This is a genomic window from Virgibacillus kimchii (genome assembly GCF_055379185.1).
Window position 1 is genome coordinate 590,492 of the sequence record NZ_AP043951.1, and the last position, 12,000, is coordinate 602,491.

12 protein-coding genes are annotated in these 12,000 nt (G+C 40.7%); all 12 read left to right on the top strand.

From position 1 onward, the window contains the following. Nucleotides 1–17 precede the first annotated feature (17 nt). Nucleotides 18–920, top strand: coding sequence for a succinate--CoA ligase subunit alpha (gene sucD / locus ACZ42C_RS03020; protein WP_461181077.1), 903 nt, complete (start codon nucleotides 18–20; stop codon nucleotides 918–920). Nucleotides 921–1,064: 144 nt separating this feature from the next. Next, nucleotides 1,065–1,895 (top strand): DNA-processing protein DprA, encoded by an 831-nt coding sequence (gene dprA, locus ACZ42C_RS03025; RefSeq protein ID WP_461181078.1) that lies wholly within the window; start codon nucleotides 1,065–1,067, stop codon nucleotides 1,893–1,895. 176 nt (nucleotides 1,896–2,071) lie between these two features. After that, nucleotides 2,072–4,150: a type I DNA topoisomerase gene (topA, locus tag ACZ42C_RS03030; RefSeq protein WP_461181079.1), complete on the top strand. Its 2,079-nt coding sequence runs from the start codon at nucleotides 2,072–2,074 to the stop codon at nucleotides 4,148–4,150. A gap of 107 nt (nucleotides 4,151–4,257) precedes the next feature. After that, the gene (locus tag ACZ42C_RS03035) at nucleotides 4,258–4,569 is read left to right on the top strand and encodes a hypothetical protein (protein WP_461181080.1); all 312 of its coding nucleotides are present in this window, start codon (nucleotides 4,258–4,260) and stop codon (nucleotides 4,567–4,569) included. A 295-nt stretch (nucleotides 4,570–4,864) separates the two neighbouring features. Continuing rightward, nucleotides 4,865–5,773 carry a tyrosine recombinase XerC gene (gene xerC / locus ACZ42C_RS03040; RefSeq protein ID WP_461181081.1) on the top strand — a complete coding sequence of 303 codons (909 nt, stop codon included), beginning with the start codon at nucleotides 4,865–4,867 and terminating at the stop codon, nucleotides 5,771–5,773. 15 nt (nucleotides 5,774–5,788) lie between these two features. Further along, complete coding sequence (gene hslV, locus ACZ42C_RS03045) at nucleotides 5,789–6,334, top strand: ATP-dependent protease subunit HslV (protein ID WP_461181082.1); 546 nt, start codon at nucleotides 5,789–5,791, stop codon at nucleotides 6,332–6,334. A gap of 19 nt (nucleotides 6,335–6,353) precedes the next feature. Continuing rightward, complete coding sequence (gene hslU / locus ACZ42C_RS03050) at nucleotides 6,354–7,751, top strand: HslU--HslV peptidase ATPase subunit (protein ID WP_461181083.1); 1,398 nt, start codon at nucleotides 6,354–6,356, stop codon at nucleotides 7,749–7,751. Between the two features lie 27 nt (nucleotides 7,752–7,778). Next, nucleotides 7,779–8,558, top strand: a complete 780-nt coding sequence (gene codY, locus ACZ42C_RS03055) for a GTP-sensing pleiotropic transcriptional regulator CodY (protein ID WP_461181084.1) — start codon at nucleotides 7,779–7,781, stop codon at nucleotides 8,556–8,558. A gap of 538 nt (nucleotides 8,559–9,096) precedes the next feature. Beyond that, complete coding sequence (gene flgB, locus ACZ42C_RS03060; RefSeq protein WP_461181085.1) at nucleotides 9,097–9,492, top strand: flagellar basal body rod protein FlgB; 396 nt, start codon at nucleotides 9,097–9,099, stop codon at nucleotides 9,490–9,492. A 2-nt stretch (nucleotides 9,493–9,494) separates the two neighbouring features. Next, nucleotides 9,495–9,944 (top strand): flagellar basal body rod protein FlgC, encoded by a 450-nt coding sequence (gene flgC / locus ACZ42C_RS03065; protein ID WP_461181086.1) that lies wholly within the window; start codon nucleotides 9,495–9,497, stop codon nucleotides 9,942–9,944. A gap of 23 nt (nucleotides 9,945–9,967) precedes the next feature. Beyond that, complete coding sequence (gene fliE, locus ACZ42C_RS03070) at nucleotides 9,968–10,273, top strand: flagellar hook-basal body complex protein FliE (RefSeq protein WP_461181087.1); 306 nt, start codon at nucleotides 9,968–9,970, stop codon at nucleotides 10,271–10,273. Nucleotides 10,274–10,400: 127 nt separating this feature from the next. Continuing rightward, nucleotides 10,401–11,999 carry a flagellar basal-body MS-ring/collar protein FliF gene (fliF, locus tag ACZ42C_RS03075; protein WP_461181088.1) on the top strand — a complete coding sequence of 533 codons (1,599 nt, stop codon included), beginning with the start codon at nucleotides 10,401–10,403 and terminating at the stop codon, nucleotides 11,997–11,999. The last annotated feature ends 1 nt before the right edge of the window (nucleotide 12,000 follow it).

The window sequence follows — 12,000 nt, forward strand, 5'->3', positions numbered from 1 at the left end:
GGAAAGGAAGGTAGACAATGAGTGTATATGTAAATAAAGATACAAAGGTAATTGTCCAGGGTATTACTGGCGGTACTGCCAGATTCCATACTAAACAAATGCTTGAATACGGTACAAAGATAGTTGGCGGAGTGACGCCGAAAAAAGGCGGAACAGAAGTGGAAGGTGTTCCTGTTTTTAATACAGTAAAAGACGCTGTTGAGCAAACAGGAGCAACTGCTTCCGTTATTTATGTGCCCGCTCCATTTGCAGCAGATGCCATTCTGGAAGCGGTAGACGCAGAACTTGATCTTGCTATCTGTATTACAGAGCATATCCCCGTCATGGATATGGTAAAAGTAAAACGTTATATGGAAGGCAAAAAAACCAGACTGATTGGCCCTAACTGCCCGGGTGTTATTACAGCGGACGAAAGTAAAATTGGAATTATGCCGGGCTATATTCATAAAAAAGGACATATTGGCGTCGTTTCCCGTTCCGGAACATTGACGTACGAAGCGGTACATCAGCTATCTGAAGCAGGTTACGGTCAGACAACGGCAGTGGGAATCGGCGGAGACCCTGTTAATGGGACAGATTTCATCGACGTGCTCAATGCTTTTAACGATGATCCGGAAACAGAAGCGGTAATTATGATCGGGGAGATCGGCGGAACGGCTGAAGAAGAAGCAGCCGAATGGGTGAAAGCAAATATGAAAAAACCAGTAGTTGGTTTTATTGGTGGAGCAACTGCACCTCCCGGAAAAAGAATGGGACATGCCGGTGCGATTATTTCCGGTGGGAAAGGTACAGCAGATGAGAAGATTCGCATCATGAGAGAATGCGGCATTGACGTTGCAGAAACTCCAGCAGTAATGGGTGAAACGATGATCAATACACTGGAAAAGCATGGTTTGAAGGAAAAATGTAAAACGCATTAAAGAGTTTAGGACAGAAGGAACCATCAGCAAGGTTCCTTCTGTCCATATTAATAAAAGGAAGTGATTACCCTGCCGAAAAATAAAATGCGCTTAATTCATTTGTCGAGATGCCGCGGAATGTCCCGTGGGAGGCTGCGAAGAATAATGCTTCTTGATCCTTCATTACAAACCGTCTATCATTACTCCCCGCAATCATTGGCCAATATCTTATCCATACCAATGAAAACAGCTTTATCCATTTATAATGACATAAGAAATCAGCAACTGATGGAAAATGTAATGGAAGATATCATAAAATATTATATCGTTACTATAATGGACAAGCATTATCCGCCCCAATTAAAAGCAATAGAAGACCCGCCAATTGTTTTATACATGCTCGGAAACCCAAAACTCCTGACACATATCCCTTCACTCAGTGTAATCGGCACCAGAAAACCATCCAAAGAAGCAATGGAAAAAACGAAATACGTGATCGAACCATTAGTAAATGCAGATTGGGTTATTGTCAGTGGTATGGCACGCGGTATCGACAGTTTTGCCCACCGGATATCTCTTTCATCGGATGGAAAGACAATAGCTGTTCTTGGCGGTGGCTTTCAGCATGTTTATCCACGAGAAAATTATACACTTTTCAGGGAAATTGTAAAAAATGGACTTGTCCTGTCGGAATACCCTCCCTCCATACCTCCTAAGAAATATCATTTTCCCGAACGTAATAGAATTATCAGCGGACTTAGTTTTGGCACGCTTGTCATTGAAGCAACCGAGAAAAGCGGAACATTAATAACAGTGGATCAGGCCCTCGATCAGGGGAGAGAAGTATACGCTGTTCCCGGCTCACCTTTAATCCCCCAAACCATAGGCTGCAATCAGATGATCCGGGAAGGAGCCAAACTCGTGTTGCATGCTTCTGATATAGCAGAAGACTGGCAAGAAGCGGGTATACATTTTTCCCGGATACATGAGAATTAATTACTTTTGGAAAGCCATAAATCAAGGGGTATAAAGGTACGGTTACAAACGGAATATCTCTGACTTATGAACATATGATGATGACAGTATGTTTGACAAATGATTATTATATATTTAATATTAGTGAAGATTTCCGAATTAATTTATGATCACCTCATTTTAGGAGGAAATAATATATGTCAGATTATCTTGTAATCGTAGAATCCCCTGCGAAAGCAAAAACGATTGAACGTTATTTAGGAAAAAAATATAAGGTAAAAGCATCCATGGGTCATGTGCGTGATCTGCCAAAAAGTCAAACCGGAGTTGATGTAGAAAACAACTATAAACCTAAGTATATTACAATCCGGGGCAAGGGAGATGTATTAAAAGAACTCAGATCAGCCGCAAAAAAAGCAAAGAAAATTTACCTGGCAGCTGACCCCGACAGGGAGGGGGAAGCCATTGCCTGGCATTTGGCTTACAGCCTGAATATAGATGAAGATTCAGATTGCCGGGTTGTCTTTAATGAAATTACAAAGGATGCAATTAAAGAATCATTTAAACATCCCCGCTCCATAGATAAAGATCTTGTGGATGCCCAGCAGGCACGAAGAATTCTGGACCGTTTGGTCGGATATAATATAAGTCCGCTTTTATGGAAAAAAGTGAAGAAAGGATTAAGTGCCGGACGTGTTCAATCTGTTGCCGTGAAAATGATTATTGACCGCGAAAAAGAAATTGAAAACTTCAAACCGCAGGAATACTGGTCTATTGAGGGCCAATTTCAAAAAGATAAAGATGAATTCGAAGGAAATTTCTACGGGTTGAAAGGGAAAAAACACGAATTGGGCACTGAAGCAGATGTCAATAAAATATTGGAAAAGTTAGACGGTGAAGAATTTCAGGTTAAGAAAGTTAATAAAAGAGAGCGTAAACGAAATCCAGCTCTTCCTTTTATCACTTCTTCTCTACAGCAGGAAGCAGCAAGAAAGCTTAATTTCCGTGCAAGAAAAACAATGATGATTGCGCAACAGCTGTATGAAGGTATTGACCTGGGAAAAAAAGCAGGCGGGATTACCGGGCTGATTACCTATATGCGTACGGACTCCACCCGGATTTCTGAAACTGCAAAACAGGAAGCAAGGGAGTTTATTACGGAAAAGTACGGAAAAGATTATTTGGGCAGCCAGAAAAAAACTAAAAAAGAAGAAGGAGCACAGGATGCGCATGAAGCAATCCGGCCAACCTCCGCTCTGCGTGAACCCAAAACTTTAAAAGATGTATTATCCAGGGACCAGCTGCGATTGTACAGGCTTATTTGGGAGCGCTTTATGGCAAGTCAGATGGCACCTGCCATTATGGATACAATGACTGTTCATCTTTTCAATAATGATGTGGAATTCCGTGCCAATGGTTCTAAGATAAAATTTAAAGGTTTTATGAGACTATATGTAGAAGGAAGCGACGACAATAAAAAGGAAACAGATAAGCTGTTGCCTGATTTAACTGAAGGAATGACCGTCAAAGCGAAAGAAATCATACCAAACCAACACTTTACACAACCACCGCCCAGATATACGGAAGCACGGCTTGTCAGAACACTTGAAGAAATGGGGATCGGACGTCCCTCCACCTATGCACCAACTTTGGACACGATTCAGCGAAGAGGATATGTGACGATTGACAATAAACGGTTTATACCTACGGAGCTTGGAACAGTTGTGCTGGAATTGGTGGAAGAGTTTTTCCCTGAAATTATCGATGTGGATTTCACAGCAAAGATGGAAGGTGATCTCGATGCTGTGGAAGAAGGCAAAACAGAATGGGTAACCATCATTGATGATTTTTATAAAGGCTTTGAAAAACGGTTGGAAACAGCGGAAGAAGAAATGGAAAAAGTTGAAATCAGAGATGAACCAGCAGGAATAGACTGTGAGAACTGCGGACATGAGATGGTTTATAAAATGGGTCGTTACGGAAAGTTTTTGGCTTGTTCAAATTTCCCTGAATGCAGGAATACAAAGCCGATCCTTAAAGAGATTGGCGTAAAATGTCCAAAATGCAAGGAAGGAAATGTGGTAGAAAGAAAATCCAAAAAAAAGCGTACCTTTTTTGGCTGTGACCGTTACCCTGATTGTGATTTCGTATCATGGGATAAACCGGTATCAAGACCCTGCCCTAAATGTGACTCCCTGCTTGTGGAAAAGAAAAGAAAGAAAGAAACACAAGTGGAATGCACCAATTGCGAATACAAAGAAAATCCGCAAACATAAAACTGTCCGGGAAACCGACAGTTTTTTTACTGCGTTCAATTCCTCTTTTGTTTTATGTTTGAATGAATGGATAAGGGGAACATAGGGCTAAAAAGGAGGTTTTTATTTTGACGGAAAAGAAGCATTTATTTGTCACCATCGACACTCAGGAGATTCGTGAAACACCTATCCCCGATGGACGTGTGGAATATGAGATCAGGGCAGATGAAACGGAAATAAAAGAATTAAGGGAATTATTCAGAAAAAAAGACAAAAATGCAAGTGATGCTGTTGAATATATTGGAAAGCCATTTGATGAATGGGGAGCAGATGAAGAAAGAGAAAGTTATGACCAGTATCAAATGCATATTTATAAAAAGATATATGAATTGGGTACACAGGAAACAAAAGATAAAATTGGGGAATTAGGAATAATTTAATGAAAATTTGACCATAACATTAATGATTTCACAAAATATTCACCGTAACAAATCTTCTAAACAAATCGAATAGTATTTTGTTGACGTGGGAAATTAATAAGCGTTATAATTACCCAGTGGTAAGGGAATATACTTGACAGAAGCAGAATAGCCAGCAATGAATAAATTGGGTTTAAATTCTTGAATATGCAGAAACGACCCCTCAATTTAGAATTTTGTTGCAATTTAGTTAAATTTATTGCATTTTCATTTTATATATGTTATGCTTTATTCGCTTGCTGAATGGGGTGAAAATTTGAATAATTTCAGTTTGTATAGAGAGGCATTTATGGAGTACTTGCAACTGGAAAAGAGTGCTTCACCTTATACTGTCAAATATTATCGGAATGATTTGGATCATTACTTCGAATTTTTAACCCGGGAAGGCATTAATGAAATACAAAATATTGATCAGCAGACAGTAAGGCTGTATCTTACAGCTTTGTATGAACAACAGCTGAGCAGACGTTCAGTCTCCCGGAAAATTTCCACACTGCGTTCTTTTTATAAATTTCTGGAGAGGGAAGGCGTCATGGATCATAATCCAATCCTTCCCGTCAAATTGCCAAAAGCCGAAAAAACTATTCCAGGTTTCTTATACAAAGAGGAATTGGAACAGCTTTTTGGTGTCAGTGATCTAGCCGACCCATTGGGTCAGCGGGACCAGGCAATTCTGGAAGTGCTCTATGCAACCGGAATGCGTGTGAGCGAGTGCCGGGGATTACAGATGGGTGACATTGATTTTTCAATTGGTACCGTGTTTGTTAAGGGTAAAGGAAGGAAGGAAAGATATATCCCTTTTGGTAAATTTGCAGAAAACGCCTTAAATACCTACATAAATGACGGACGAATGAAATTACTGAAGAAAAGCGAACAGGATTATACATCTGTTTTTTTGAATTATAAGGGAGATCCCATAACTGTCAGAGGTATTCGGCAAATACTGAAAAGATTAGTTGAAAAAGCTGCGCTGACTGTCAGTGTCCACCCCCATAAACTCCGGCACACCTTTGCGACACACTTGTTGAATGAAGGGGCAGACCTCAGAAGTGTGCAGGAACTGCTGGGTCATGAAAGCATTTCTACTACACAGACGTATACACATGTAACTAAAAGTCATTTGAGGAATGTTTATATGAACAGCCACCCGAGAGCGAAATCATGATGAAGAGGTGTTGGAATGTCAAACGAGATGCATGCTACAACTATTTTTGCTGTCAGGCATAACGGGCAATGTGCAATGAGTGGGGATGGCCAGGTTACGCTGGGCAATGCTGTCGTGATGAAACATAAAGCTAAGAAAGTCCGAACGCTGTTCAAGGGACAGGTGCTGGCTGGATTTGCAGGTTCTGTCGCAGATGCTTTTACATTGTTTGAAAAGTTCGAGGGTAAACTTGAGACATACAATGGGAACCTGGCGAGAGCTGCAGTTGAATTAGCCAAGGAATGGAGAAGTGACAAAGTACTCCGTAAATTGGAAGCCATGCTGATTGTCATGGATAAAGATCAGATGTTTCTGGTATCGGGGACCGGGGAAGTCATTGAACCGGATGATGGCATCCTTGCAATTGGTTCCGGCGGGAACTATGCATTAAGTGCCGGACGGGCGCTCATTAAACATACTGATCATTTATCTGCCAGGGAAATCGCTAAGTCAGCATTGGAAATTGCAGGGGAAATTTGTGTTTTCACAAATGACCAAATTACATTAGAGGCGCTTGATTAAAGGGGGACCTGAATAAGAGATGGGATTTGATTACACGCCAAAGCAGATTGTCGGTCAACTGGATAAATATATTATAGGTCAGAGCAGTGCCAAGAGATCTGTAGCTGTAGCACTGCGTAACCGTTACCGGAGAATGCAGATGGACGAATCTTTAAAAGAGGAGATAGTCCCGAAAAACATCTTAATGATTGGCCCGACAGGTGTTGGGAAAACAGAAATTGCCAGAAGACTGGCAAAGCTGGTTGGAGCTCCTTTTGTAAAGGTGGAAGCGACAAAATTTACTGAAGTCGGTTATGTGGGCCGAGATGTGGAATCCATGGTCCGTGATCTTGTTGAGATGGCCATCAGAATGGTAAAGGAAGAAAAAATGAATGAAGTCGCGGACAAAGCGGAGGTAGAGGCCAATAAAAGGCTTGTTAGGCTGCTTGTGCCTCAGGCAAAGAAAGAAAATACCATGAAAAATCCATTTGAAATGTTCTTCCCTCCGGGTGGCAACGATGAATCCGGCGATAAAGAGACGGAAAAAGATGAAGAAATCAGAAATAAACGGAAACGTGTAGAACACCAGCTTGCCATGGGAGAACTGGAAGACCACATGGTGACCGTCGAAATTGAAGAAGTCCCTCCTTCCATGTTTGATATGCTTCAGGGCTCTGGAATGGAGCAAATGGGAATGAATATGCAGGATGCATTCAGTCAGTTCATGCCCAAGAAAAAAAAGAAGCGAAAACTTCCAGTCAGTGAAGCCAGAAAAGTTTTGACGCAGCAGGAAGCGGGCAGAATGGTGGATATGGAGGAAGTGTCACAAATTGCAGTAAAACGGGCGGAGGATTCAGGGATTCTGTTTATTGATGAGATTGATAAAGTAGCTGGAAAACAGGATAGTTCCGCTGCCAACGTTTCCAGAGAAGGTGTACAGCGAGATGTCCTGCCAATTGTGGAAGGTTCCACCATTGTGACCAAACACGGACCGGTAAAGACTGACCATATGCTATTTATCGCTGCAGGTGCGTTTCATATGGCTAAGCCGTCAGATTTGATCCCAGAGCTGCAAGGCAGGTTTCCCATTCGTGTAGAATTGGAAAAATTATCCGTAGAAGATTTTAAGCGGATCCTGAATGAACCATCCAATGCACTGATCAAGCAATATAAAGCACTATTGCACACGGAAGGTATAAATGTTGTTTTTACCGACGAAGCTATAGAAAGACTGGCAGAAATTGCCTATCAGGTAAATCAGGATACAGATAATATTGGAGCGAGAAGGCTCCATACCATTCTAGAAAAACTGCTGGAAGACTTGTCTTTTGAAGCACCTGAAATAAATATGGAAAAGATCGAGATTACTCCCCAGTATGTGGATGAGAAACTGAGCAATATAGTTACAAATAAAGACTTAAGTCAATTTATACTATAAAATTAATTATTGAAATGGAGGATTATTATGGAACTTTTATCTCGTGCCAGAAGAATTAATTCAATGCTGCAAAAGGCAGCAGGAAAAGCGGTGAATTTCAATGATATGTCTGCTTCATTAAGGGATGTCATTGATGGAAATGTGTATATCCTCAGCAGAAGAGGGAAACTATTGGGCTTTGCTATTAATCAGGAAATAGAAAATGAACGAATGAAATCAATGCTTGAGGAAAAACAGTTCCCTGAAGAATATATAGAAGGCTTATCAAACATCCATGAAACAACTGCAAACCTGGATATTGACAGCCCGCATACTGTATTTCCGGTAGAAAATCGTGAATTGTTTAAAGATGCATTAACGACAATTGTACCGATTATCGGCGGAGGCGAACGCCTGGGTACGCTTGTATTGGGCCGCGTGTCTGACAGTTTCAACGATGATGACCTGCTGCTTGCCGAGTATGGTGCGACAGTGGTCGGCATGGAAATTTTAAACGAGAAAACACAGGAAATTGAAATGGAAGCCAGAAGCAAAGCCGTAGTTCAAATGGCAATCAGTTCCTTATCCTATAGTGAGCTCGAAGCCATTGATCATATTTTTGAAGAATTAAATGGTCATGAAGGTTTACTTGTTGCAAGTAAAATTGCCGACAGAGTCGGGATTACCAGATCAGTTATTGTTAACGCACTGAGAAAACTGGAAAGTGCCGGGGTAATCGAATCCCGTTCTCTTGGTATGAAAGGTACGTATATCAAAGTGCTGAACGATAAGTTTTTAGTTGAACTTGAAAAACTTCGTTCCAGGTAACATTTATAGTGAAACGAAGACGCAAAACCTTCGCTCCGGATTCCTAAAGCAATTTATATGTTTCCGGAGCTAATATTTTGCGTTGAAAGGTTGACCATATCCTCAAGTAACCTTCACAGCTGCAAACAGGTTGGACGCGGAAAGGATTATTTACTCAAAATACGAAGCATGTTGATGAAGAAAATAATATTGAAGGTTCGGTTTTCCTTTTGATTTTATACCTTTTTTCCCACCCACTTCCCGGCCCGTTCTGGGCATAATTGCCCGGTATATCATTATTACTCTCCGCCATTTAAAAACAAAATTCGATATAATACAACAAAATAAAAGATGATCCGGTTAAAAAACACTTAAATTACCATATAATGGATGATTTATAGGATAAATAGTCTGGGTCTTTTTAACTAATGTGTGAAAGAAATGTGGAAAGTGTCGAATTATGATAGACTTTGCATGGAAATTAACTTAAAATGTAGGAGAGATTGTTTAATATATTGAACGGGATGATCCATTTTTACTAAAGGAGTGTGACGTTTACATGGATATGTTCGGCGGGACAATACAAAAGTTGGAAAACTCGTTGGCATTTGCGTCCGCAAAAAATCAATCGATTTCCAACAATATTGCAAATGTGGATACACCTAATTATAAAGCAAAGAATGTGGTATTCAAAGATGTGTTGAACAATGAGATCACCAATGGAATGGAACCAAAACGGACCCACGAAAGACATCTTCCATTTTCGAATACTTCTGCTTCTCCTTACAGCGTAACAGTCCAGCATAATACATCATACAACCATAATGGAAATAATGTTGATATAGACAGAGAAATGGCAGAGTTGGCAAAAAATCAAATTTATTATCAGGCTTTGATTGATAGAATGAATGGCAAGTTAGGAAGTATTCAAACAGTAATTAGAGGGGGAAGCTGATTATGTCGATATTTAATGCGATAAACTCCAGTGCAAGCGCCCTGACAGCAGAGCGTCTACGCATGGATGTTGTTTCATCCAACATTGCCAATGCACAAACAACCAGAGCAACAATGAACGATGACGGTGAATTTGAGCCTTACCGCAGAAAAATGGTTACAGTGGAACCGAAGGGGAATTCCTTTCAGTCCTATTTACGTGAGGCTTCCGGTCAGGCAACAGGTGCAGGAGTCCGGGCTTCGCAAATTACAGAGGATGAAACCCCTTTTAAAACTGTATATAATCCAGTTCATCCGGATGCAAACGAGGACGGGTATGTTCAACTCCCAAATGTTGACCCATTAAAAGAGATGGTTGACTTAATGAGCGCCACCAGATCCTATGAAGCAAATATAACTTCTTTGAACGCAAGTAAAGGCATGCTGATGAAAGCATTGGAGATCGGAAAATAAATTAGTTGGGAGTTTTTTTAACTATGATTCATTCAATAAACAATTCATCACAATATACTTCACCCATTTCTAATAAAATTAAACCTGAAATTACACCAGGTGAAGCACAGAAAAATTTTGCCAATACACTTAAACAGTCAATAGAAAATGTTAACGAAGCACAGCAAGCTTCAGACAGAAAAACAGAAGCATTGATCAGAGGGGAAATAAATGACCTGCATGATGTCATGATTACAGCACAGAAAGCAAGCATTACGCTGGAAACCGCTGTACAGGTTCAGCAAAAAGCACTTGATGCCTATAATGAAGTGATGCGAATGCAGATATAACTATCAGGGAGTCGGGGTTGGATCAATAACTTTATTTTACCGGTAGGGAAGCATGGTTTTTTTCTAACCCTATAAGAGTAATAAAGGATTGGCAACAAGCTTTCCTTAGCGTTTGGTGGGGGACTACATGAAAGAAAAAATATTAACATGGAAAGATAATACACTATCTTTTTGGAATAAGAGAACGAAAAGTCAAAAAGGAATTTTTGTTGGCTCTATGGCAATTGCCATTTTGATTGTTGCAGCAATTTTTATTTATTCATCAAGCAGTTCCCGGCTTGTTCCTTTATATAATAATTTATCTTTAAGTGAAGTGGGCCAGATTAAGGAAGAATTGGATGCAAGAGGAGTAAATTATGAATTGGGAGATGCAGGGACAACAATCAGAGTGCCTGAAGCCCAGGTCGATTCACTGCTTGTGGAGCTGGCCGGTCAGGGGATACCCAATAGCGGCAGTATCGACTATTCATTTTTCAGCGAAAATGCATCGTGGGGAATAACGGATAATGAATTTAACGTCATGAAGTTGGATGCCATGCAGACGGAGCTTGCTAAATTGATTACAGGCATCGATGGGATAGAGAATGCAGAAGTAATGATTAACCTGCCTCAGGAGCCTGTCTTTGTGAATGAAGCAACAGAAGAAGCGAGTGCATCCATTGTGCTTCATACGCAGCCTGGACATCAGTTTCAGGGTAATCAAATTGACTCTCTATATCTGTTGGTATCCAAAGCAGTACCGAATTTGCCCCAGGATAATATAGTAATTATGAATCAGTACAGTGAATATTTTGACCAGAATTCGTCAACTGTAAATGGTTCTCAGGATGTACATACATATCAGCAAAATGTAAAAAAGGATATTGAACGTGATATTCAGAGCCGGCTGCAGCAAATGCTCGGTGCCATGGTAGGGATGGATAATGTGGTCGTTTCTGTAACATCGGATATCGACTTCACTCAGGAAAACCGGGTGGAAGAACTTGTGGAACCAATTGATTTGGAAAATATGGAAGGGTTGCCTGTTAGTATTGAAACTATTCATGAGACTTACTCAGGAAATCCTCCGGCTGGAGGCACAGTAGGAACCGGGGAAGAGGACACTACTGCAACTTATCAGGAAATAAATGATGGTGACGGAGAATATGAGCTTGCAAAGGAAACCATTAATAATGAGTTCAACCGCATTCGTCGGGAAATCGTCGAAAGCCCATATAAAATTAGAGACCTGGGCATTCAGGTAGCAGTTAATCGTATTGCAGGTACAAACGAAAACGAAGTGGAGTATTTATCACAGCAGGAAGAAATGGCGGTAGAAGACGGGATTAACTCCATTTTACATTCCATTATTCAAACTTCCATTGATGATGGGTACGGTGAAGTCGTCCCGGAGGAAAAAGCTTCTCTAGTTTTCCAGGAATTTAATCATACACCTTCAGCGCCGGCAGAAACTGTTCCTGCAATTCCAGGGTGGCTATACATCACCGGTGCTATATTACTTGCGATTATCCTTATTCTGATCATCCTCCTGTTTAAAAATAGAAAAGATGAGGCAGAAAGCGTGGAGGAAGAAACAGTGGCTGCTGCAATAAATATGGAAGTGCCCGAAATACCGGAAAACGAAGAATCTGAATCAACTGTCCGCAAAAAACAGTTGGAGAAAATGGCAAAAGAAAAACCGGAAGATTTTGCAAAACTGTTAAGAAGCTGGATCGGGGAAGACTAGG

Bases quoted from the DNA above. Each gene is read 5' to 3' on its own strand.
- sucD (WP_461181077.1), top strand. From the start codon at position 18: ATGAGTGTATATGTAAATAAAGATACAAAGGTAATTGTCCAGGGTATT.
- dprA (WP_461181078.1), top strand. From the start codon at position 1,065: ATGCTTCTTGATCCTTCATTACAAACCGTCTATCATTACTCCCCGCAA.
- topA (WP_461181079.1), top strand. From the start codon at position 2,072: ATGTCAGATTATCTTGTAATCGTAGAATCCCCTGCGAAAGCAAAAACG.
- hslV (WP_461181082.1), top strand. From the start codon at position 5,789: ATGTCAAACGAGATGCATGCTACAACTATTTTTGCTGTCAGGCATAAC.
- hslU (WP_461181083.1), top strand. From the start codon at position 6,354: ATGGGATTTGATTACACGCCAAAGCAGATTGTCGGTCAACTGGATAAA.
- codY (WP_461181084.1), top strand. From the start codon at position 7,779: ATGGAACTTTTATCTCGTGCCAGAAGAATTAATTCAATGCTGCAAAAG.
- flgB (WP_461181085.1), top strand. From the start codon at position 9,097: ATGGATATGTTCGGCGGGACAATACAAAAGTTGGAAAACTCGTTGGCA.
- flgC (WP_461181086.1), top strand. From the start codon at position 9,495: ATGTCGATATTTAATGCGATAAACTCCAGTGCAAGCGCCCTGACAGCA.
- fliE (WP_461181087.1), top strand. From the start codon at position 9,968: ATGATTCATTCAATAAACAATTCATCACAATATACTTCACCCATTTCT.
- fliF (WP_461181088.1), top strand. From the start codon at position 10,401: ATGAAAGAAAAAATATTAACATGGAAAGATAATACACTATCTTTTTGG.